Origin of the sequence: Arthrobacter sp. USHLN218 (assembly GCF_037144715.1) — a bacterium.
Lineage (GTDB): Bacteria > Actinomycetota > Actinomycetes > Actinomycetales > Micrococcaceae > Crystallibacter.
In genome coordinates, this window is record NZ_JBBCYT010000004.1 from 495,258 (window position 1) to 517,259 (window position 22,002).

Annotated in this window: 18 protein-coding genes; 5 read left to right on the forward strand and 13 right to left on the reverse strand. The window is 65.0% G+C overall.

The window, feature by feature from the left end:
* Positions 1–284: 284 nt before the first annotated feature.
* From WFH44_RS12145 to WFH44_RS12155, 3 genes are all read left to right on the forward strand, one after another.
* On the forward strand, positions 285–1,589 hold the full coding sequence (locus WFH44_RS12145) for an aromatic ring-hydroxylating oxygenase subunit alpha (RefSeq protein ID WP_336714120.1): 1,305 nt from the start codon (positions 285–287) through the stop codon (positions 1,587–1,589).
* Positions 1,586–2,995, forward strand: a complete 1,410-nt coding sequence (locus tag WFH44_RS12150) for a ferredoxin reductase (protein WP_336714121.1) — start codon at positions 1,586–1,588, stop codon at positions 2,993–2,995. Before WFH44_RS12145 ends, WFH44_RS12150 begins: the two co-directional genes overlap by 4 nt.
* A gap of 163 nt (positions 2,996–3,158) precedes the next feature.
* Positions 3,159–3,809, forward strand: a complete 651-nt coding sequence (locus WFH44_RS12155) for a hypothetical protein (RefSeq protein ID WP_336714122.1) — start codon at positions 3,159–3,161, stop codon at positions 3,807–3,809.
* 150 nt (positions 3,810–3,959) lie between these two features.
* Here the strand turns inward: WFH44_RS12155 and WFH44_RS12160 are convergent, their stop codons facing one another.
* The gene (locus WFH44_RS12160; RefSeq protein WP_336714123.1) at positions 3,960–4,850 is read right to left on the reverse strand and encodes a sulfite exporter TauE/SafE family protein; all 891 of its coding nucleotides are present in this window, start codon (positions 4,848–4,850) and stop codon (positions 3,960–3,962) included.
* Positions 4,851–5,002: 152 nt separating this feature from the next.
* Between WFH44_RS12160 and WFH44_RS12165 the strand changes: the two genes are divergently transcribed.
* Positions 5,003–5,914, forward strand: a complete 912-nt coding sequence (locus WFH44_RS12165) for a LysR family transcriptional regulator (RefSeq protein ID WP_336714124.1) — start codon at positions 5,003–5,005, stop codon at positions 5,912–5,914.
* Positions 5,915–5,995: 81 nt separating this feature from the next.
* On the opposite strand, the gene WFH44_RS12170 is transcribed toward WFH44_RS12165, so the two are convergent.
* The 11 genes from WFH44_RS12170 to WFH44_RS12220 form a co-directional block, all read right to left on the reverse strand.
* Complete coding sequence (locus WFH44_RS12170; protein ID WP_336714125.1) at positions 5,996–6,712, reverse strand: hypothetical protein; 717 nt, start codon at positions 6,710–6,712, stop codon at positions 5,996–5,998.
* Entirely contained in the window at positions 6,709–7,095 is a 387-nt protein-coding gene (locus WFH44_RS12175; RefSeq protein WP_336714126.1) for a PadR family transcriptional regulator, read from the reverse strand. The genes WFH44_RS12170 and WFH44_RS12175 overlap by 4 nt, the downstream gene beginning before the upstream one ends.
* A 131-nt stretch (positions 7,096–7,226) precedes the next feature.
* Positions 7,227–7,364 (reverse strand): hypothetical protein, encoded by a 138-nt coding sequence (locus tag WFH44_RS12180; RefSeq protein ID WP_336714127.1) that lies wholly within the window; start codon positions 7,362–7,364, stop codon positions 7,227–7,229.
* A 242-nt stretch (positions 7,365–7,606) separates the two neighbouring features.
* A complete protein-coding gene (locus WFH44_RS12185) occupies positions 7,607–9,070 on the reverse strand; it encodes an amino acid permease (RefSeq protein WP_336714128.1) in 1,464 nt (487 codons plus the stop codon).
* Between the two features lie 30 nt (positions 9,071–9,100).
* Positions 9,101–10,414 (reverse strand): MFS transporter, encoded by a 1,314-nt coding sequence (locus WFH44_RS12190; protein ID WP_336714129.1) that lies wholly within the window; start codon positions 10,412–10,414, stop codon positions 9,101–9,103.
* Between the two features lie 60 nt (positions 10,415–10,474).
* A complete protein-coding gene (locus WFH44_RS12195) occupies positions 10,475–11,623 on the reverse strand; it encodes an amidohydrolase (RefSeq protein WP_336714130.1) in 1,149 nt (382 codons plus the stop codon).
* Complete coding sequence (locus tag WFH44_RS12200) at positions 11,620–12,870, reverse strand: aminotransferase-like domain-containing protein (RefSeq protein WP_336714131.1); 1,251 nt, start codon at positions 12,868–12,870, stop codon at positions 11,620–11,622. The genes WFH44_RS12195 and WFH44_RS12200 overlap by 4 nt, the downstream gene beginning before the upstream one ends.
* Before the next feature lie 201 nt (positions 12,871–13,071).
* Positions 13,072–14,445 (reverse strand): NAD-dependent succinate-semialdehyde dehydrogenase, encoded by a 1,374-nt coding sequence (locus WFH44_RS12205; RefSeq protein WP_336714132.1) that lies wholly within the window; start codon positions 14,443–14,445, stop codon positions 13,072–13,074.
* 33 nt (positions 14,446–14,478) lie between these two features.
* Entirely contained in the window at positions 14,479–16,125 is a 1,647-nt protein-coding gene (locus tag WFH44_RS12210; RefSeq protein ID WP_336714133.1) for a thiamine pyrophosphate-dependent enzyme, read from the reverse strand.
* Between the two features lie 77 nt (positions 16,126–16,202).
* Positions 16,203–17,852 carry an amidohydrolase gene (locus WFH44_RS12215; RefSeq protein WP_336714134.1) on the reverse strand — a complete coding sequence of 550 codons (1,650 nt, stop codon included), beginning with the start codon at positions 17,850–17,852 and terminating at the stop codon, positions 16,203–16,205.
* Positions 17,853–17,965: 113 nt separating this feature from the next.
* Positions 17,966–18,901 (reverse strand): LysR family transcriptional regulator, encoded by a 936-nt coding sequence (locus WFH44_RS12220; protein ID WP_336714135.1) that lies wholly within the window; start codon positions 18,899–18,901, stop codon positions 17,966–17,968.
* Between the two features lie 108 nt (positions 18,902–19,009).
* On the opposite strand from WFH44_RS12220, the gene WFH44_RS12225 reads away from it, so the two are divergent.
* A complete protein-coding gene (locus WFH44_RS12225; protein WP_336714136.1) occupies positions 19,010–20,368 on the forward strand; it encodes an MFS transporter in 1,359 nt (452 codons plus the stop codon).
* 632 nt (positions 20,369–21,000) lie between these two features.
* Here WFH44_RS12225 and WFH44_RS12230 read toward each other — a convergent pair.
* On the reverse strand, positions 21,001–21,996 hold the full coding sequence (locus WFH44_RS12230; RefSeq protein WP_336714137.1) for a sugar ABC transporter substrate-binding protein: 996 nt from the start codon (positions 21,994–21,996) through the stop codon (positions 21,001–21,003).
* Positions 21,997–22,002: the final 6 nt, after the last annotated feature.

Consider the following 22,002-nt stretch of genomic DNA (forward strand, 5'->3'; position numbering starts at 1 on the left):
CTGCAAAGTCAGGTATCTATCCGGCCTCGGAGCGCGTCATTAAAACCCTTGACACCTACCCGTGGGATACGTCACGCTGTTGCACATCATGATTGTCGTTGCGTAATACGCGTATGGAGGGTTGAGCATGGAGACGCTTGCGGTGAGAGCATCCCTGGGCGATGTTTCGGCAGCTATGCAGGCTGACCCCAAGTCTTCACCGCCCGCCTGCTCATACACCGGTTACCTCCGCTAATTCCGCAATCCCCACAAATCGCACACTTCCAGTCCTCCCGGGAGAAAAAATGTCCGCTCCAGTGAACGTGCCCCTCAACTCACGTGGAAAACTCGCTTCATCATTGCCTGCCGACCAGCTGGCTGAGATCACCGAATTGTTTGAGTTCCGCCGCACGGGGTATTCCCTCGACGCCCCCTTCTACACCGACCCGACGATTTTCAAGATCGACATGGAGGCCATTTTTGGCCAGCACTGGATCTTTGCCGCCAGCGTCGCGGAACTGCCGGAGCCGGGCGACTACGTCACCGTCGACTACGGACCCTACTCCCTGATCGTGCTGCGCAACGACGACGGCGACGTCAACGTCCTGCACAACGTGTGCCGCCACCGCGGCGCCCGCGTCCTGACTGAGTCCGCCGGCTCAACCGGAAACCTGGTGTGCGGCTACCACTCCTGGACCTACTCGCCCAGCGGCGACTTGATCCACGCCTCGTCACCGGGAGAAGCGAAGTTCGACAAGAACTGTTTCGCCCTCAAGCGCGCCCACAGCCGCATGGTCGCCGGACTCATCTTTGTCTGCATTGCGGACGAACCGCCGGCGGACTTCGACGAAACCTCAAAGATCTTTGAGCCCTACCTCGCCCCCCACGATCTGTCGAAGACGAAAATCGCCTACCAGCAGAACATCATCGAAGAGGGCAACTGGAAGCTCGTCATGGAGAACAACCGTGAGTGCTACCACTGCGACGGCCACCCCGAACTCGCCTGCTCCCTCTTCCCGACGTGGGGCCTGACCGAGGGCCTGATTCCGCCCCACCTTGAGGAAGTGTGGGACCGCAACAAGGACGCCCAGTCCTCCCTTGAGGAGCGCTGCCGCCGCTATGGCCTGCCCTACGAGGTGGTCGAGGAGCTTGACACGCGCATCGCGGGAATCCGCATCTCACGTGAATCACTGGACGGAGAGGGCGAATCATTCTCGGCCGACGGGCGCCGGCTTTCCAAGAAGTTGCTCGGCGACCTGCCGGACTTCCGCCTTGGCCGCTGCTCGATGCACCTGCAGCCCAACAGCTGGTTCCATTTTCTCGGGGACCACGTCATCACGTTCGGCGTCTTCCCGATCAACGAACACCAGTCGCTGGTACGCACCACCTGGCTGGTGGCTGACGACGCCGAGGAAGGCGTCGATTACGACCTGGAGAAACTCACCTACACCTGGAAGCAGACAAACCTGCAGGACAAGGCGTTCGTGGAGCTGTGCCAGAAGGGTGCCGGCAGCCCCGCCTACGAGCCCGGCCCGTACATGAAGAGCGAATACCAGGTCGAGGCGTTCATCAACTGGTACGTGCAGCGCGTACAGGAGCACTTGGCATGACTGAGCTTCTCACCGAGACGGTAATCCCGGAACCACAGCGCATCCGTGGTCTTGAGATGCCGTGGAACAGGGTGATGGGCAGCACGGAAGGGCCTGCCAGCGCCGCCCGCGCCTTGGGTCCCTGGTATCCGCAGGAGTTCATGGCTGAGTGTGTCGAGACCGTTCCCGAGGCGGGCGGCATGATGACCTTCATATTCCGGCGCTGCGACGGTGCGCCCCTGGCGTTCCGTGCGGGCCAGTACGTGAACATCGCCTTTCCTGTGAGCGGCGAGGACAAGGATCCGGTGGACCGCAGCTACTCGCTGTCCAGTTCGCCCACGGAGCCGTGGACCTTCAACGTCACCGTGAAACGCGACCCCAGCGGGCTCGTCTCCCCGTGGGTTCATGAGAACGTCAAACCCGGCACGGTCCTGGACATGCTGGGGCCGGTCGGGGCTTTCCACCTGCCGGACGCCGACCGGCGGGCACGGTACCTCTTCCTGGCCGCCGGCGCCGGCATTACCCCTATCATGTCGATGCTGCGTACCATCCACTCCCTGCCCGGACACGCCGACGTGGTGGTGCTCTACCACGGAGCGGAGGCCGGAGGCTTTGCCTTCCACCGGGAGCTGGCCTACATCGCTTCCGTGGACTCGCGCGTCAAGGTTTTCTACTCACTGGGCGACCGCAGCAAACCCCAAGGGTGGGAAGGACTCAGCGGAAGGCTGACGGCAGCCATGATCGACGAGGTGGCTCCCGACGCCAATGGCCGCCAGGTTTATGCCTGCGGTCCGGAGGGTTACCTGAACAGCGCCACCGAGCTCCTCAAGAACGTCGGCGTCGACGACACCTCCATCTACATGGAGTTCTTCTCGGGAGATCGCCAGACACTTCTTGAGTACCAGGAAGAGATCGCGCTTGCAGCGGACATTGCCGAGGAAATCGCGGAGGAAATTGAAGATTCCGCCGAGGATTACTATGAAAGCCAGCCCAGCGCGTTCGGGCTCTACGAACCCGGCTACGACGCCGACGGAACCCTGAAGGCCACGGGGCTGCCGCTGGAAACCTTCGACCCGGACGCGCCCGGCTCCCAAGACGGCAGTTCGGATGCGGGAGAAGAGCCCGGTTCTTCTGATGCCTCGAGTTTTGACACCGTGGGAACGGGAAGCCTGACCCTGTCCTTCATGCGTACCGGCATCAATGTTCGGATTGACCCCGACGAGCACATCCTCGAGGTGGCCCAGCGCGCGGGCGTCAGGATCGGTGCGAACTGCAAGGAAGGCATGTGCGGCTCTTGCAAGGTCGTCAAGCTTTCCGGGGAAGTCGACATGAACCACCAGGGCGGAATCCGGGCACGCGAAATCGATGCGGGCAAGTTCCTGCCCTGCTGCTCGACCGCGCGCACCGATATGGTGATCGATGCCTAGCCGTTTGTAGCTGCTCTGGATCGAACAGCTAAGGAAAGGTTTCCACGGCGAGGAGGCAGGGGCCTGCGGGAATACAGCACGCGGTATTCCCGCAGGCCCCTGTCGGTCGTCCCCGACCACGTCGTACGTGCGGCTTGGCCCGCCGGAGCCGTACGGTAGCCGGATGGAACGCTTTACAGGGTTCATCGCGGGTCTGGGCACCGGCGCGGGTCGCCGGCTGGTGGTCGGGCACTGGATGGACTCGCCGCTCGGCGCCTTCACGGACGTCATGGCCGAGGACCGCGACGGGCTGAGGACGCTGCTGGCCCCCAATCGGGCGGTCGCCGACTATGTCTCCGCTACCTACCGCTTCGACGAGGTGGTGGTGGCGCCGCTGGACGCCAGCCTGGGCCCGGCCGGGGAACGGAGCGCGGAACCGGGGAACGAACCCGGGACCGCCGCACTGGTCCTCCGCGTATCCGGCGGCCCGCTGGAGCTGCGCGCCGACCTGGGCCCCGTGACAGCGCTGGGCTGGATGCTGCAGCTGGTCCCCGCCCGGATCGCCGTCCACCCGGCGTGGCTGACGGCCGTGAACCGCGCCGCGGGGATCGTGCTCCCGGGGGTGGCCACCGCCGGCTCCGCCGGAGGCGGACGTCGGGAGTACTATGGCGTGCGCTCCATCCGTGGCGTCGAGCGCGCCACGGCGAGCTGGAACGGGGCCGGCCTCGGGCCCCTCGCGCCGGTGGATCCGCCCGTGCACTTCGGCTTCAGTTCCGTCCCCCGCACGCCGCAGGCCGTGGCCGTCACGACGACGATCCTCCCCGCCCGCCGCTGAGGCGGGACCCGCTCGGTGCACGGCCACCAGCAGCGCACATGGGCCGCGTCCCGGGTGTCCCCGGAGCGCGGTCCTTCAGCAGTTGCTCCTGACACCGTCGCCGGCGCGACAACCGCCCACCGGGCTTCCAGAGAACACAAGGCCCGCCGGTCAGTTGGTGGCAATCATGAAGACGATCGTGGCCACGCCGACGGTAATGATCAAGGTGCGCAGGAGCCGCGGGGACAGCCGTTTGGCGAACCGCCCGCCGACCAGCCCGCCGCACGCTGCGCCGGCGGCGATGAGCCCTGCCAGCACCCAGTCGATCATGCCCGGCGAAACGATGGTGAACACGACCGCGGCGATCAGGTTGACGGCAAGGACAACCAGGTTCTTGATCCCGTTGAGCTCCTGGAGGTCGAGCTGCGAGAGCACTCCGAGTAGCCCGATCAACAGGATGCCCTGCGCCGCACCGAAGTAGCCGCCGTAGATGCCCAGCAGAAACGCACCAAAGACGGCAACGAGTAGAGCGGCCTTCGTCGCGAACACGGCGTGGAGCGGGCCGGCGACGGTTGTCCGTCTTGTATCCATCGCCTGTACAACCGGTCCCGCTCCGGGAGACGTGGGCAAAACGGACGCACGGACACCGGCCGGGGCGGGGTCGGTGACGGCGCGCTTCAGGGCCGGGCCAAGCAGCACGAGCCCGACGCCGATGCCGATCAGCCACGGGACGACGGCGGAAAACACCCCGGCGGGCAGGACCAGCAGGACAAGCGCACCGGCAATGCCTCCCACCGCAGAGGCGGGCAGCAGCACTCGGATCACGGCACTCCTCCTCAGAAGCTCTCTGCGGTAGGCGATCACGCCCGAGATGCTGCCCGGCACCAGACCGATCGTATTGGACATATTTGCCACCACCGGCGGATAGCCCAGCAGCACCAGCACCGGAAAAGACACCAGGGTGCCCGATCCCACCACGACGTTGATGGCGCCGGCAAAGAAACCGGCACCGAAGATGGCCAGCCATTCCCCGCCCTGCGTCATCAGGTCATCGAAGCCCACCGCAGCCCGCCTTTCCACTCACTGCCGTCCCAACAAGTCCGGCCATTCCTTCAATCATGTAGAAGCTACGGGGTCGATACTGACAGGAAACAGCGGACAGTGGGCTTGTAGAATCGAAAGAAACCTTCCAAAAATCCGAAGGCAGGGAACTGATGGCCGGAGACCTGGGCGACCTCGCGCTGTTCGTGGAAGTCATCGACTCGGGCTCGATCACGGCCGGGGCCCTCCGCCGCAATCTCTCCCTGCCGGCCGCCAGTACCCGGATCAGCGCTCTGGAACGCTGGCACGGCGTGGAGCTGCTGCACCGCAGCCGACGCGGAGTCTCCCCCACCGCCGCAGGGGAAGTACTGGCCGAGCATGCCCGGCGCGTGCTCGCCGAAGCGCGCGAGCTGGAACAAAGGATGGCCGCGCACAGCCGAGGGCTACGCCACGAAATCCGCCTGGCCAGCAACAGCTCGGCCGTGGACACCCTCACCGAGTTCCTGGCCGCCGCGCTAGCCCGCTTTCCCGACACCACCGTGGTCCTCACCGAGACCAGCAGCAACGCCGCCCTCGGACAGGTCGCCGCCGGCACGGCGGATATCGCCGTCGTCTCGGCAACGCCCCAGCGTGACAGATACCAGACACGCGAACTCTGGGACGACCGCCTCGTCGTCATCGGAGCCCCGACCCCCGGCACAAACAGCGACGACGGCGGGAATGCTAGCGGCCCGCACCTTGAGGAAGTGCTCCGCAGCCCGCTCATCGGGCTCACAGAAGGAAACCCGCTGCAGACCCTCATCGAAAGCCAAGCTTCCCGGCTGGACCTGGTTCCGTCCTACCGGGTCCGGCTGCCGTCCCTGGCTGCGGTCTGCGCCGTGGCAAGCACAGGCGCCGGACCGGCCATCGTTCCCAGCGGCACGGCACGGCGTCTGGGCATACCGGCCTCCGGAACACTTCCCCTCAACGAACCATGGGCTCAGCGCCAGGCCCTGCTCGTGGCCCGGGAATTCGACGCACTAAGCCAGCCGGCCGCGGATTTTGCCGAAGCGCTGATGCGCTATCGCCTGGAAATCACCGAGTAGCCGCCCCGTCCTGCTAAGGCAGATATTGCGAGAAGGCCAAGGAGTCCTCGAAGCAGCGAGGTATTAGAAGCGCCCGTCTGTCTAGCTGAATGTCAGCGCGAGGCCGAGCATGGCCAGGGCGAGTATCGGGAACAGCCAGTTTGTCACCTGCAGCATTACCGCCGCACTTCTTCCGGTGCTGTCCGTCGTCCCGGAGAGCGGATCGGTGATGTCGTTGTCGTCTTCCGAGTGGGACGACCGGATCGTATTCATGATTGAAAGAACGACCATGACCAGGGCGCTGCCGACGAGCCACGGCAGCGGGTCGATCGCCAGCCATGCTTCGGCCCGGCTGGCAGGGGTCGCGACGGCGGAGAGGAGGCCTGCCAGCGCGCAGACGGCACTGATTCCGATGCAGACCCAAATGCGCCGGATGACCGCCTCCAGATAAAGCGGGAGGAAGGCCACGAGCACGGCGGGGGTAGCGAGGAGGACCAGCTGCGCAGGTGAGACCAGCAGCGGTTCGGATCGCACCCAGGACACCACCGCCTGGTTGAAGAGCAAGAAGGCCAGAAGTCCAAGCAGGGACGGCCAGAGTGCTTTTCGTACCCAGTCACGTTTTGGTGCCGACGCGAGGTCAAGCGCGGCAGCGTAGTCCCGGGCGGGCCCGAACGCTTCCTCGGCCTGTTGGCCGGTATCACCGAGGAGCTCGCGGGCACTGGCGACGGCGTCACCGATGGCGCTCCCGTGCACTTGGCGCAGGCGAAGCTCCATGACGAGTTCATCGAACCACTTCTTATCGCTGGTTTGCTGCATCATGCGGAGATCTCCTTCGTGGGCCGTTTGGCGTCGAGGTAGCGGGTGCTGGTGTCGGCGAAACGGAGCCAGTCAGCGCTCAGACGGGTGAGTTCGGCGCGGCCCCCATCGGTCAGTGCGAAGTACTTGCGGCCCGGACCGCCGTCCCCGGCCCGCCATTCCGTGGTCACCAGGCCGGCAGTCTCGTAACGGGTGAGGAGCGGGTACAAGGTCCCGCCCTTGATGGTGCCGAACCCATGGCGCTCGAGTTCGCTGATGATCGCGTATCCATAGGAAGGCCCGGCGGAGAGCGCGCGGAGGGCAAGGAACCCGAGTGTGGCCCGGAGCCAGTCGCTTGGCCAGTCCGCTCTTGTAGAGGTTGGCGGATCAGAAGCCGAAATATTCATAACTAGATTGTCTATCTAAGTAGTTAGCCTGTAAAGACCCTCTACAAAATGGGCGTTGCTATGGATCCGACGCGACACGGGTGTGCGACCGCATAAGCCGGTGCCGTAACGCGACGGCAAAACCGGAGAACTTACGCATGGGCCCGCACGAGGTACTGGGCCCCTGAGTTCCAGTCGTACCGCATCTCGTTGCTGTCCCCTTTGAGTATTCCCGAACGCTCCGCCCCGCCACCCATGTTGGTGCGGCCAGGAATTACCCGGGTCGACATAGTCACAATTATCGGCTTTTGAATGTGACTAGCCGCAGCAGCCGTCTCAAATAAGAGCCTGCGCGTCTGAGAAAGTTCTGGCCCTCCGGGTACGCATCTCACAGAGGCCGGCCGTTGCGGCCTCGTAGGTCTTGTTTCATTCCCCTTGTAGTTTCCGAGCGCCCGCACAGCACGTACAGACTTCCAGAGTTCGGAAGCCTGTACGTTTGCGCTTGCTCCGCGAGTTCGACTTTCCAGGTCGATCACTGCCCTACGACGGATGGTCGGGCTTTAGAGGGCCTCCGCCGGTTGATTTCGTAGCCGACGGTGATGGCGGCCAGCAGGATCGCGGTTCCGGTCAGGCTCAGCCACCAGGTTTCACTGCTGCCGGGCAGCACCATGGACAGGAAGACGGCGGCTAAGGCGAGGATGCCGATCCAGGATGTCAGTGGAGCGCCTGGCATTCGGAAGTCCACGGAGGGCAGCCTGCCGGTGTCCTGGTGTTGCCGCAATCGCAACTGGCAGGCGAAGATGGTGATCCACAGGATAAGGATGCACACCGCGCAGGCGCCGAGCGCCAGTTCGAAGACGGAGGCACCGCCAAAGAGTGCTGTCATGAGCACACCAAGGAAGTAAAAACCGCCGATGCCGGCGAGAGCGCCGACAGGAACTCCCCTGCGGTTGACCTTCTCCGCAAAGCGCGGGGCCTCGCCGTTGGCAGCCAACGTCCGCAAGGCACGAACGGTCGCATATAGCGTGGCGTTGATGCCGGAGACCGCGGCGGTGAGGACGACGAAATTCATCACGGCTCCCAGCCAGGGGATGTCGAACGCGGCCAGCGCGGTAACGAACGGCGACTCCTCGGCGCTGTACCTGCTGGTCGGCAGCAGCATGGACAGGACCAGTACGGATCCCAGGTAGAACACGACGATGCGGAAGACGATGCTGCGGATGGCCTTGGGCATCACCTTGCGGGCGTCCTTGGCCTCGCCGGCGGCTACAGCCGAGAGTTCGACTCCGGAGTAGGAGAAGACGACGCCCTGACTGACCAGGGCTACGACCAGTACGCCATTGGTAAAGAACCCGTCGTTGAACAGGTTCGTGACGCTGGCCTCGGTCGGCAGGCCCATGGGTCCGCCGACGAGAACGAGCAGGATTCCTGCGCCAATGAAGAGGAGGAGCGCAATGATTTTGATGGAGCTCGCGCCGACCTCGATGAAACCGAACATCCGGGCGGAGAAGAGGTTGGATCCGACAATGAGGCACCAGGCCACCAGCGCGGGGATCCAGGCGGGAATTTCCGGCCACCAGTACTGGACGTAGACGGAGACGGCGGCGACCTCCACGATGCCGAGCAGCGAGCCGAGGATCACCATGATCCAACCTGTCAGGTGGGCCAGGCGGTCCCCGAAGAACTCCCGTGCCCAGGATACGAAGGATCCGGTGGTGGGCCGGTGCATGACCAGTTCCCCGATGGCGCGCATCAGCAGGTAGGCCACGGCGCCCGTGGCCGCGTAGGCCAGCAACAGCGCCGGCCCCGCGGCGTGAAGCCGTGACCCCAGGCCCAGGAACAGGCCGGTTCCGATGGCGCCGCCGATCGAGATCATTTGGATCTGGAAGTTGGACATGGTCTTGCGGTAGCCGTCGTCACCGCGCTCGACGTAGGCAGTGGTTTGCGTCGCTGCGGGCTTCACGGCGGTTGCGGGCTGGTTTTCGGATTGGCTCATGGAGGTCTCCTGGTGAGCTAGGGCTGACTGCTAGTTGAGGCTGATGCCCTTGGTTTCAGGCAGGCGGATGATGACGAGCAGAGAGATCACCAGCAGGATCACGGTGTAGATACCGAAGGCCGCGGGCATCGCCAGGCTGGCGAAGAGTGTCTGCAGGTAGGGAGCGGTGCCGCCGAAGATCGCGACGACGAAGGCGTAGGGAACCGCGACGCCCAGGGTCCGCACGCTGGTGGGAAACAGTTCTGCGTAGACAGCCGGGCTGATGGCGGCGCCGGCGGCCAGGAAGACCAGCTCGATGAGGGAGGGCACGAACAGCGACCAGAAGTCACCGGCGATCATCGCCTGCATCGGGAAGTGCAGCACCGCCGGGGCGATCGCGCCCATGATCAGGACCGGCTTGCGTCCGATCCGGTCCGACAGCTTTCCCCAGAGCGGCAGGACGGCGATGAATACGACATTTGCTGCCAGACTCGCCCACAGGGCGGTGCCGCGGTCCATCCCGTGCAGCGTGACGGCCTGCAGCGGGGCGGTGACGGCCCAGGAGTAGTAGCAGACGGTGAGGCCCACGGTAAGGCCGATGATCTGCAGCGATTGACGGCGGACGCGGACCATCTGCTGCCACAAGGATTCGTGCCGGACGCCGGATGCCGCTTCCTGTGCCTGGGCCTGTTCGAAGGCCGGGGTTTCACGCATGCGGATCCGCATAATGAGCGCGTACAGGCCGAACACTGCGCCAAGGGCGAACGGGATGCGCCAGCCCCACGCGAGCATGTCCTGCTGGGACAGGACTAGGGTGAGGACGGCGCCGAGCAGCATGCCAAAGAGGATGCCGGTGGTGCCGGAGAAATAGATCAGGCTGGACCACAGGCCGCGGTGCTGCCGCGGTGCTGCTTCGGAGACGTAGGTCTGGGCGGCGGGCATCTCGCCGCCGTGGGCGAGGCCCTGGATCAGGCGGGTCATCAGCAGCATTACGGACGCGAAGATTCCGACGGCGGCGAAGGTCGGTGCAAGCGCCAGCATCAGGCTGCCGAGCGAGGCCAGGCCGACGGACAGCGTCATTGCGAGTTTGCGACCCCTGCGGTCGGCCAGCCAGCCGAAGAAGAACCCGCCGACGGGCCGGGCGACGAATCCGACGGCGAAGACAGCCAGTGTCGCCAGCATCGCGGACACCGGGTTCGAGTTGTCGAAGATCTGCCCGGCGAAGAAGGGCGCGAAGGAGGCATAGATGGCCCAGTCGTACCATTCCAGGGCGTTGCCGACGCCGATGCCGAAGAGGGTGCGGGCCGGGCTGGATTTGGTCTGGACCGCCTGAGCGGCGGAGGTAGTAGAGCTGTGTGCGGGCATGGGTGAGCCTCGTTCCTTCGGTGAGAGGAATGCGGAGGGAGTTGGTGAAGACGAAGAAGGTCAGCGCGCCAGCAGCCGGTTGCGCTGCTGCGGGTCGGTTGCCAGGTCGATGCAGGTGAAGGCCATGGACAGGGCGCCGTCGCGGACTGCCAGGTCGCCGGAGGGTGAGGCGGCGAAGCGGGCGAAGGCCTCGTTATGGATGGGTGGACATCCGTCGCCGAGGCTGATCATCGGGTGGATGGAGGGAAAGGCGTGGGAGACGTTGGCCATGTCGGTGGATCCGGCACGCTTGTTGTTGTGTCGCATCGTCCGGCCCAGCCGGGCTGCGTTGGCCGTGAACAGGTCGACCATGGCGGGGTCGTTGCGCATGTCGGCATAGGTGCGGCCCACCTGTTCCATCTTCAGTGTGGCCCCGGTGGCGACTGCCCCGGCGTCCAGGCACCGGTGCAGCACGGCGGTGACCCTCTGAAGCGAAGCCACGTCGTGTGCGCGTACCATCCACTTGCCGGAAGCGGTCTCCGGAATGATGTTCGGGGCGGTGCCGGCGCTGTCCACGCTGCCGTGGATCTGCTGTCCCGGTTCCAGCTGCTGGCGGGCCAGCCCGATGGCGGTCAGCGCCACGGTCAGGGCGTCCAGGGCGTTGATGCCTTCATGCGGGCTCGCGGATGCGTGGGCGGCGCGGCCCTGATAGCTGACCTGGAATCCGGAGCAGGCGAAGGGGTGCATTTCCGATTCGTCGACGTTGCCGGGGTGGACCATCATGGCGGCATGGGTTCCGTCGAAGTCGCCCTGCTCGAGCATGACGATTTTGCCGCCGCCGTTCTCTTCGGCGGGGGTGCCCAGCAGCCGGACGGTGATGTCCAGTTCGTCCGCGATCGGGGCCAGCGCCGTGAAGGCGGCCAGGGCGGCGGAGGCGATGATGTTGTGGCCGCAGACGTGCCCGACCCCGGGCAGGGCGTCGTATTCGGCGCAGACGGTCAGGACGAGTTCGCCGGTTCCGGCTTCCGCACGTACCGCGGTCGGCAGCGCGCCCAGGCCGTGGGTGACGCGTGCGTTGGGGATTGCGCGAAGTTCTTCGGCGAGCCAGGTCGAGGCTTTGACTTCTTCCCAGCCGGCTTCGGGGTTTTCGTGCAGCCGGTGGCTGAAGGACAGGATGCGCTCCAGCGTGAGGTCCAGCGCTGCCTCGGCCCTGGCTTTGTAGTCGGTCATCCTGCAGCAACCTTCGTCGCGGCGGCGGATCCTGCCGCCGCGGTGAACAGTTCTCCCATGAGGGCCGCGCCCTCGCGGATCTCGTCGACGGTCGGCAGGCAGAAAGACAGCCGCAGTTCATTGCGGCCCCTGCCGTCGGTGTAGAAGGCGGTCCCGGGAACGTAGACCACGCCGCGCTCGATGCACTCGTAGACCAGCGCTTCGGCGTCGATGCCGTCAGGCAGGGTTACCCAGAGGTAGAAGCCGCCGGTCGGACGGTTCCAGCTGGTGCCGTCCGGCATGACGCGTTCCAGGGTCTCGACCAGCGCAGTGAACTTCTCCCGGTAAATGTTTCGGTATTCGTTCAGTTTGTCCTGCCATGCCGGGTCGTCCAGGTAAGTGCTGAGCAGCTGCTGGTTGTACACCGGCGGGTTGAGCAGCGTGGTCTCCGAAGTGTTGACGAAGTGATGGTGGAGGGCTGCCGGGGGCAGGACCCAGCCAAGCCGCAGGCCGGGGGCGATCATCTTGGAGAAGGACCCGAAATACATGGTGATGTCGGGAAAATCCGGCTGGATCGCCGGCAGGGTGGCCCCGTCGAAGCCCAGCAAACCGTAGGGGTTGTCCTCGAAAATCAACAGTCCGTTGTCCCGACAGATCTCCCCCACCCGGCGCCGGCGCTCCACCGACAAATTCACGCCCCCGGGATTCTGGAAGTTGGGGATGGTGTAGAGGCCCTTGGCTGTGCGGCCGGAGGCCCGGACCTCAGCGATCGCCCGTTCCAGTTCCTCCGGAATCAGCCCGTCGGCATCCATGGGAACGTGCACAATCTGCGCCTGGTACCCGGTGAAGACCGCCATGCCGCCCGCGTAGGAGGGGGCCTCGGCGAAGATGACATCGTCCGGGTTGACCAGGATACGTGCCGCCAGGTCCAGGGCCTGCTGGCTTCCGGAGGTGACAATGACGTCATCCGGAGCGGCAACGATTCCTTCCAGCTTCATCAGGGTGCAGATGTGCCGGCGCAGTTCCGCGATGCCCTGGCTGGCACCGTACTGGAGCGACACGGGACCGTTGTCGGACAGGATGCGCTGGGCAGCAGCCGCCAACTGTTCGAAGGGCAGCGCTCCCAAATAGGGTGCACCATTGGCGAAGGAGATGATGCCCGGCTTCTGGGCTGCACGGAAGACCTTCCGCACCTCGGAGGGCCGTGCGGTGCGCACGCGGTCAGCCAAGAGGTTTTCGGTGCTGGCTAGGTCCGCAGATAGAGGCATGCGGGTTCCTTTCGGTGGTCGGTGGGCGAGGGAAGTTTCGTTCCTTCGAGTATGGCGTCCCTCACATATGCTGTCTAAGACCTAAAAGGAGGGAAAGCCATGCCAACAGGGCATAGGAAGTGGCGTGGAAAAGCATGACGGCGGCAGGCCGGGTTCCGTTGGACCCCGCCCGCCGCCGTCGAAGCGTCGCGCCCGGGAAGGTCAGGCAGGAAGCTTGACCAGTTTGCGGTTGACGAACTCCTCCATGCCGTACTTGCCGAGTTCCCGGCCGACGCCGGAGCGCTTGATCCCGCCGAAGGGAAGTTCTGCCGCGGTGCCGGGTGCCTCGTTGATGTAAACCATTCCGGTTTCGAGGCGCGCGGCGACCGCCTGCGCCCGCTCCATGTCGCGGGCCTGGATGACGGCACCGAGGCCGTAGGCCGAATTGTTGGCCAGAGTCACTGCCTCCTGCTCGGACGAGACCTTGTAGAGCACCGCGACCGGGCCGAAAAGCTCTTCCGAGAAGGCCCGCATCTGCTCGGTGATTCCGGTCAGGACAGTCGGCTGAAACCAGGCCCCGGGCTTGTCCATCCGGGTGCCCCCGACGAGCACCGTGGCGCCCTTGGCGACGGCGTCGTCCACCTGGGCGGAAAGCCCCTCGGCGGCGGCGACGGAAGACAGCGGCCCCATGAAGGTGTCCGGCTTGGCCGGGTCGTCCACAACAACGCCGGAGACGGCAGCGGTGAATTTCTCCACGAACTCGTCATGCACGGCCTCGGTGAGGATGATGCGCTTGGCGGCGTTGCACGCCTGCCCGGCATTGCCGAACCGGCCGAAGAGCGCTTGCTGCACGGCCAGATCCACATCCGCGGAGTCCAGCACCAGGAACGGATCGGAGCCGCCGAGCTCCAGCACGACCTTCTTCAGGTGGCGTCCTGCGATCTCAGCCACGGCGGAACCGGCGCGTTCGGATCCGGTCAGGGAGACGCCCTGCACCCGGGAGTCGGCGATGATGTCGGCGACCTGCCCGTTAGTGGCGAAAAGGTTCACATACGCGCCCTCGGGCGCGCCGGCGTCGAGGAAGATCTGTTCCATGGCCAGAGCCGACTCGGGGCACTGGGGGGCATGCTTGAGCAGAATGGTGTTGCCGTTCATCAGGTTCGGTGCGGCGAAGCGGGCCACCTGGTAGTACGGGAAGTTCCAGGGCATGATGCCCAGCAGCACGCCCAGTCCCTCCTTGCGGACCAGCGCCCTGCCGCCGACAGCGACCTCAAGTTCCTCATCTTTCAGGAACTTCGGGCCGTTCTCCGCATAGTAGCGGTAAATCGACACGACAATGTCGACCTCAATCTGCGCCTGAACGATGGGCTTTCCCATTTCCCGGGTGATGATGGCAGCCAAATCATCGCGTCGCTTCGCGTACAGGTCGGCGACGCGGCCGAGCAGCCGGGCACGGTCTGGCACGGGACTGGTGCGCCATAGATTGAATGCTTTGTAGGCGGCGGCGAGGCCTTCCTGGATCTGCACATCAGTGGCCGCGGGGTATTCCTCGACCAGTTCGCCGGTGGCGGGATTGATGACGGTGTAAGCAGTCACACTTTCTCCTTGTTGTTCGTGCGTTGAATACGGCTACGGCAGGGCGATCGTCTGGTCGGTCACCACGTGGATGACGGCCGGCCGGCGCTGTTCCTGCACTGCCTTCAGCGCACGTTCGACGGCGCCGGCGGCCTGATCGTCGTTGGTCACGGTTTCACCGTGGCCGCCGAAGGCGCGGGCGTAGGCGGCGAAGTCCGGGTTGGCCAGCTGCGTGCCGCTGACCCTGCCCGGGAAGTGTGCCTCCTGGTGCGATCGGATGGTGCCGTACTGCCCGTTGTCCATCACGATCGCCAGGAGCGGAGCCCCGTACTGCGCGGCGGTGGCCAGTTCCTGGCCGTTCATCAGGAACTCCCCGTCGCCGCACACGGCAACGGCCAGGCGCTCCGGGCTTTCCAGCGCGGCGGCCACTGCGGACGGGATGGAGTAACCCATGGAGCCGTTGCGGGTACCCAGCTGTGAGGGGTACCCGTTGGTGGGAATGTAGTACTGGGCCCAGGCGCAGTGGTTGCCGGCGCCGAAAGTGCTAACCACGTCCCGGGGCAGCCGCCGGACCAGTTCGGAGACGACCACGGACATGTGCGCCGTCCCCTCGGAGGTGGCTGGCAGGGATCCGAAGTCAGGAAGCCTGGAGAGTTTGCTCTGTGCGTCACGGCCGGCGGTACGCCATGCGTCCCACGCCGCTGCCCGGCCCAGGTCGAGCCCGTCCACGGTCTCGGCGAAGGCCACGGGGGAAGCGAGGATATGGGCGGTCACAGCGCCGGAGCGGCCGCGCAGGGTGGTGTCGACGGTGACCAGGAAGTTAACGGCGTCCGGGTATTGGCGGAGTGTAAATCCGTCCGTGGGCACGTCACCGGGCACCGCGCCGACCGCCAGCAGCACATCGGCCTCGTCGAACATCCGGGCCGCGGTCTCGGTCCTGCCGTATCCGAGCCAGCCGGCGTTGACCGGCGAGTCGAAGGGAATGCGGTCGGCGGCGTGCCAGTCCTGGATGACCGGGATGCCGTTGATTTCCGCAAACCGGGTGAGCCCCGCGGCCGCATCGGGTGTCCAGCGTTGTCCGCCGACAAAAATCAGTGGCTTCTCCGCCTCGGCCAGCGCCGAGGCGAGCTGCTCCAGCTCGCGGCCGGACACCGCGCCTTCGCCAACAGTGATGGGCCGGTGCAGGGAACCGGAGAATTCGTGGGTGATGACGTCTTCGGGCAGCCCCACGATAACGGGGCCGGGGCGGCCAGATTTGGCCGCGTAGAACGCTTCGGCGACGATTTCGGAGGCACGTTCGGCCTCGTCCAGGACGAAAACGCGCTTGGCTTGGGTGCCGAACCAGGCGTTCGGGTCGAACTCCTGAAAGGACTCGCGCATCCGGTCCGCAATGGGAATCAGACCGACAAACAACACCAGCGGCGTGCCGTCCTGCCACGCGCTGTGTACCGCTACATAGGCGTTGGCTGCACCGGGGCCCCGGGTCACCATCGCCACGCCGGGCTCGCCGGTGAACTTGCCGTGAGCCTCCGCCATGTACGCTGCCCCGCCTTCCTGACGGCAGACGACAGTGTCGATGGAGGCCCCGTGCAGCCCGTCGAGGACGGCGAGGTAACTTTCGCCCGGGACGGCGAAGACGCGCTTGACTCCATGCAGCGCCAGCGAATCGACAATGGCCTGGCCTGCGTGCTTCTTCTCCACGTAAAGCTCCTTGGATCGGTTCCACAACGGCCGAAGCCGTACTGCGGGTCATGGGATGGGGTTGTTTGGCGGGTAGCTCAGAAAGCTCCGTGGACGGGGCTTCCGGCAATCACCGTGCCCGTGACCTTGACGTCCTGAATGTTCTCCGGCGCGACCGCGTAAAGGTCCTCGGAGAGAGTGACGAAGTCGGCGAGCATCCCACGGGACAGGCTCCCCTTGTACGTCTCCTCGCGGGCCGCGTACGCGCTGCCCACGGTATAGGCGCGGACGGCCTCGGCCACGCTGATCCGTTCCTGCGGTCCGAACTCTGCTCCGGAGGATGTGCGGCGGTTGACCAGGTCATGGATGTTCAGGATCGGATCCGCATCGACAACGGGCGCATCGGTGCTGGCAGCCACGGCCATGCCGGCCTCCAGCAGCCCTCTGACGCGGTAGGTGAACCGGACGCGGTCCTCCCCCACTGCCCGGGCAACACCGTCACCGAGTTCGGAAATGAACCGCCCCTGAGGGATCCCGACCAGGCCCAGCGACGCCGCTCGCTTGAGTTGCTCGTCACGGGCACTGCTCAGATGCTCGATCCGGTGCCGTGCATCAGGACGCGGCGAGCGGCGCTGTGCCTCCTCCATGATGTCCATGACCACGTCGAGTGCGGCATCGCCGATGGCATGCACCGCCAGTTGCCAGCCAGCCTCGTGGGCGCCGGTCAGCCATGTGCGCAGATCATGTTCGGGAAACTGCAGCAGGCCGCGGTTGCTCTTCCCCGTGGCGGCATCCGCCGGGTAGTCGCAGCACATGAACGCGCTGCGCCCGATCAGCGAGCCGTCGGAGAGAACCTTGGTCGGGCCAATCCGCAGCCACTCGTCCCCAAACCCGCTGCTCAGTCCAAGGTCCAAACCGAATCGAGCATCGCCGTCGTTGCCGCCCAGGCGATGCAGGGTGGTCAGGTACGGCATGACGGTGGCGCGCACCCCCAGTCGGCCGGTGTCCCTGGCCAATTGGTAACCGGCGAGGTCACTGGTGCTGTGGCCAATGTGGGCCGGGGCGCCAATGCCGGGTTCGGTGATGCTGGTGATGCCCATCTGCTGTACCAGGCGGCTGCCCGCGCCGACCATCGCGGCAATATCCTCCACAGTAGGCGTCGGGATGGCATCCGTGACTAGGGCGCGCGCGGTCTCCTGCAGCAAACCGATGGCGCAGCCGCCGCCGTCCTTCGGCACGGCACCTCCCTCAGGCACAGGAACGCTGCGCCGGCCCGGATACCCCGCCCGCTCAAAGGCCGCGGTATTGGCGACACCCATGTGGCGGGAGTTGTGCATCAGCCACACCGGACGACCGTGGCTGATCCGGTCCAACTGTTCTGCGGTCGGATGCCGGTTGTCCAGGTGGTTTTGGTCGTAGCCGGCCCCGACAACCCACTCCCCCTCCCGCGCGGCGGCGCATGCGGCTTCGACTGCGGCCAGAAGCTCGTCCATGGTGCGGCAGACGGCGGGCCGCAGGTCGACCTGCAGCTGGGCCAGGCCCAGGTACGACAGATGCAGGTGGGCGTCGTTGAAGCCGGGAATGACGCAGGCACCACCCAAATCGTGCACCTCGCGGAAGGCAGAGGCGGGCAGCTCATCATCGAGGCTGATGATGCGCCCGGCATGGACGCCCAGACTGTGGGCGCGGGGACGGGCTGCGTCCTGGGTGTGGATGTCGCCATTGATGTACATCGCGTCGAAAAGCATCCGGCCTCCGGTCTTTGAGCGTGGTGGAAATCTCGCCATTCAAGTACAGCCGGAGCATGATCATGCTGTCTAATACATAAAAAGTCGTCTTCCCATGCCGGATAGTTATGGTCCTACAGGCTGCGCTCGGCCGGTTCCCGCAGGTAGACGGCGCCTTGAGCATCAAGGAAGACCCGCAGCCGCTGAGCCAAACCGCGGATAGTCGCCCCCGCATAGTGGCTGGGCTGCCACGCCGCATGCAGAGGCAGGAGAAGTGCCTTCTCAATGGCATCGTCCCCGCGCGTCGAATGACTCCTCACGATTAGTGGATGAACACCGTAATGGGGCAGGTCCGTCGTGACTCCGACCCCGTGTCCCGCCGCCGCCAGTGCCTGGATCGAGAGTCCGTCGTCGCACTCGTGGATGCCCGCCGGCTTCAGCCGCTGCTGATTGAGGGCGTCGTCGAGCATGTACCGGCTGACGCTGGCATGGGACGGAAGGATCAACGTTCCGGCACACAATTCCTCAAGCGTGATGTCGGACCGCCCTTGCCGTGCCCACTCATGCTCCCGAGCTACATAGGCCTTCAGCGCAATGCTTCCCAGGTCCACGGACTCGAGGTCCGGCTTCTGCGGAGCCGGCGAAACGACGAAATCGGCACCATGCAGGAGCGCGTCGTAGATCCCGAAGTGCGTGGTTTCGCGGGGCAACAGCACCGGGTCCTCCGCGGTGGTGACGGCGATGAACGGGGCCACGAAGCCCCGAATGGACGCAGCCGTGGCGGCCACCGTCAGCGTGGGCACCTGTCCGGTCCGCAGCGCAGTCACGGCTTCCTCCGCAGCCCGGGTCTCCTGCATGAGACGGCGGGCCAAGGGGACGAAGGCATACCCCGCCTGGGTAAGGACCAGGCGGTTACCCCGTGTCTCGAACAGGGACATTCTGATTTCCCGTTCGAGTGTCCGCAGCTGTCGACTCAGCGCAGGCTGGGCGATGCGCAGCTCTTCTGCCGCAGCGGTGACGGTGCCGGCGTCCACAACCGCCAGGAAGTATTCGAGCCGTCGGTAGTTCATGGAGCTAGCATGCCCGTTCGGCATGAAGAAGCACAAGAAAAAGTATTGGAAGGCATTGTCCGGGTGGCCCTAGTCTCATCGCAATCGTTCTTTTGAAAGGATCCCACCATGTCCACAGGTTCCACGTACGGCGGGCCAGGATTCGAAGCACCTGTACAGCCCGGCGGGCTAGACAGCCCACTGCACCAGCAGAGCCCCCGCAAGGTTGCAGCTGCGGCATTCATCGGCACGGCACTGGAGTGGTACGACTTCTTCCTTTTCGGCACCACGGCCGCCATCGTCTTTGCTCCGCTCTTCTTCCCGGGCAACGACCCAGCACTCTCCGCCATTTCCGCGTTCCTGAGCTTCAGCGTCGCGTTCGTGGCCCGCCCCATTGGAGCAGTTATTTTCGGTCATGTAGGGGACCGCTACGGGCGTCGGGGCGCCCTCGTCGCCACAGTGCTGATGATGGGTGCTGCTTCGACCCTCATGGGTTTGCTGCCCACCTACGCAACGGCCGGCGTCGTTGCCCCCCTGCTCCTGACTCTGCTGCGCGCTGTCCAAGGCATAGCCACCGGCGGCGAGTGGGGCGGCGCCACTCTGATGGCGGTCGAATACGCACCCGCCAAAAAGCGGGCCCTGTACGCCGCGCTTGTCCAGCTTGGCTCCCCTGTCGGCACGCTGCTCTCCACCGGCGCAATTGCCCTCGTGACGCTGCTACCGCAGGAGGACTTCATGGCCTGGGGCTGGCGCCTGCCCTACCTTGCCTCGATCATTCTGGTGGGCGTGGCACTGTGGATGCGCTGGAAGATCGAGGAAACCCCGGTCTTCCGCGAGATGGACGAGACAGAAGGCGCCCGGAAGGCCCCGCTGCTGGAACTGCTCAAGACCGCACCCGGGCGGCTGGCCATCGGAGTCGCCACCTACCTGGTCGGCAACGCCGGATTCTTCATCCTCACCACCTTCATGATCAGCTACGTGACCCGGGTTCTCGGCCTGCCGGCATCGACCATCCTCACCGCCATGACGATTGGCGCCGTCGCCCAAATGGCCGTGACCGTCCTCGCCGGCCGGGCGGCCGACCGCTTCGGCGCAGCCATGACCGCAATCGTCGGCTACGTGGTGTTCATCCTCATGGGCTTCCCGATCTTCGCCCTCGTCGACACGAGGGACCCCGGGCTGATCATCCTGGCCATGGTTCTGGCGTTCGGCCCCTGCGCCATCACCTACGCCATCATCGGAGCGCTCCTGGAACGCCTGTTCCCAGCACATGTCAAGTACTCCGGTATAGGCCTCTCTGCCAACCTCTCCGCCGTCATCGCCGGATTCATGCCCGCCTTGGCCACACTATTCCTGAGTGCCTCTGGCAACTCGTCCTGGGGCCCAGCCACCCTGCTGGTCGTCATCGGCACAATTTCCCTCGCCGGTGCCCTCGCCACGGCTCGAATCATCAGCCGTGATGAGGCAGAAAGCGGCCCGCAATCCTAGTCACCTGCTTCAAGAAGCGCAACAGCCCCATTGCCGGGATAGCTCTCCTCTAACCCGGCAATGCGCTTGCTTCGTTCACCAAAACCGGCGATAACGCGCATGTGGGCCCCCACTACCAATCGTTGATTGGTTCGGTGAATTCGAAGGGTGAGGAGTCCCCGCAGCCGTAAAGTGCCCGCGGCGGGAGCTACAGCACGGAGCCGCCGCAGAAGCCGTAGTGGAACCACCCATTCTGTGCCCGTTTTGGGTTCCACATGTTCGGGCTCGTGGTGTGCCTGACGCAATTGCAGACGGCAGCGGCCGAGTAGTCCACTGCGGCTGCTTCCCCTGCTGTTAGGACATAACGTGGGTTATCGACTGTCGATTTCGTCCCATTCCTGTCTGGCCAGAGCTGAAAGTCGAGGCCGGAATCTGTGACTCTGTAAGTGCGCGACGTACAGAGTCAGGTGCCGCGTGCTGAGAGTGCACTAGGGTCGTGCGCGACCGTCACCTAAACATATTCACGGTTATCAGCTTCTGATGGACGAGCGCCGGGACCGGCCGAACTCTTCAAGGTCCCCGGTCCCCGGTTCAGCCGGCCGACGGTTGTTGCCCTGTCGGCCGGCTGAAGTCCTGCGGTCCCTCGGGGTTGATTAGCGGATGCCCTGCTCGGCGAAGCTGAGGACCTCCTCGGCGTTGGACTGGTCTACTATGCTGGGGCCGGTGAGCACGGACTGGCCGCCGCCCAGCTCGAAGCCTCCCCGCTTGTTTTGCCAGAGGGCATCGATGGAACCGTAGCCCTGAAGCCACGGCTGTTGATCCACCGTGAACAGTACGCTGCCATCAGCGATTTTCTCCGCCAGCTCGGGGTTCAGGTCAAAGCTCGCGACCTTGGCCGAACTGCCGGCGCTCTCCACCGATTTCAGGAGGGTAAGAGTGATTGGTGCTCCGAGTCCGATGATGTAGTCGGCGTCCTTGGCGGCTTGGAGTTTGGCTGTAACGGTCGATTCGACTGAGGTCATGTCGGTTCCGTTGACATAGAGGATCTCTGCGCCGGGTACTTTCTCCTTGACGCCGGCGCATCTGGCTTCCAGGCCCACGTGACCCTGCGCCTGGATCACGCAGATGGGATTTTTGGCGCCCTGTTCGGCGAGCCTTTCCCCCACTGCCTCGCCGGCCAACTGCTCATTGGAGCCGAAGTGGGTGAAGGCGCCGAACTCCTTTGAGACGGATTCGCCGGCATTGAGGCTGACCACGGGGATACCGGCATCGGTAGCCTGTTTCAGCGAGTCCTTCAGCGCTTCCGGGGCGGCCAGTGTCACCGCGATGCCGTCAACTTTCTGGTCGATGGCCTGCTGGATCAGCTGGGCCTGTCTGCCGGCTTCCGGATCGTTGGTGTAGAGCAGTTCGACGTTGTCTTTCGCCGCGGCTTCCTCCGCTCCCTTGCGTACGGTGTCCCAGAAGGTATCCCCGGCGGGAGCGTGGGTGATGAGGGCGACCTTCATACGCTCCGTGGAGGCAACCTGGCCCCCGCTGCCGGCGTTCTCCGCTTCCGGAGCGCGTCCGCCCTGGCTGGAACATCCCGTTGCGGCCAGCAGCGGAATCGTGATGGCGGCGATGGCTGCGCGTCGCCATAGATACTTCTTCATGGGTGA

Bases quoted from the DNA above. Each gene is read 5' to 3' on its own strand.
- WFH44_RS12195 (WP_336714130.1), bottom strand. From the start codon at position 11,623: ATGACCGACTACAAAGCCAGGGCCGAGGCAGCGCTGGACCTCACGCTG.
- WFH44_RS12150 (WP_336714121.1), top strand. From the start codon at position 1,586: ATGACTGAGCTTCTCACCGAGACGGTAATCCCGGAACCACAGCGCATC.
- WFH44_RS12145 (WP_336714120.1), top strand. From the start codon at position 285: ATGTCCGCTCCAGTGAACGTGCCCCTCAACTCACGTGGAAAACTCGCT.
- WFH44_RS12200 (WP_336714131.1), bottom strand. From the start codon at position 12,870: ATGCCTCTATCTGCGGACCTAGCCAGCACCGAAAACCTCTTGGCTGAC.
- WFH44_RS12190 (WP_336714129.1), bottom strand. From the start codon at position 10,414: ATGCCCGCACACAGCTCTACTACCTCCGCCGCTCAGGCGGTCCAGACC.
- WFH44_RS12185 (WP_336714128.1), bottom strand. From the start codon at position 9,070: ATGAGCCAATCCGAAAACCAGCCCGCAACCGCCGTGAAGCCCGCAGCG.
- WFH44_RS12175 (WP_336714126.1), bottom strand. From the start codon at position 7,095: ATGAATATTTCGGCTTCTGATCCGCCAACCTCTACAAGAGCGGACTGG.
- WFH44_RS12230 (WP_336714137.1), bottom strand. From the start codon at position 21,996: ATGAAGAAGTATCTATGGCGACGCGCAGCCATCGCCGCCATCACGATT.
- WFH44_RS12225 (WP_336714136.1), top strand. From the start codon at position 19,010: ATGTCCACAGGTTCCACGTACGGCGGGCCAGGATTCGAAGCACCTGTA.
- WFH44_RS12170 (WP_336714125.1), bottom strand. From the start codon at position 6,712: ATGATGCAGCAAACCAGCGATAAGAAGTGGTTCGATGAACTCGTCATG.
- WFH44_RS12165 (WP_336714124.1), top strand. From the start codon at position 5,003: ATGGCCGGAGACCTGGGCGACCTCGCGCTGTTCGTGGAAGTCATCGAC.
- WFH44_RS12220 (WP_336714135.1), bottom strand. From the start codon at position 18,901: ATGAACTACCGACGGCTCGAATACTTCCTGGCGGTTGTGGACGCCGGC.
- WFH44_RS12155 (WP_336714122.1), top strand. From the start codon at position 3,159: ATGGAACGCTTTACAGGGTTCATCGCGGGTCTGGGCACCGGCGCGGGT.
- WFH44_RS12215 (WP_336714134.1), bottom strand. From the start codon at position 17,852: ATGCTTTTCGACGCGATGTACATCAATGGCGACATCCACACCCAGGAC.
- WFH44_RS12180 (WP_336714127.1), bottom strand. From the start codon at position 7,364: ATGTCGACCCGGGTAATTCCTGGCCGCACCAACATGGGTGGCGGGGCG.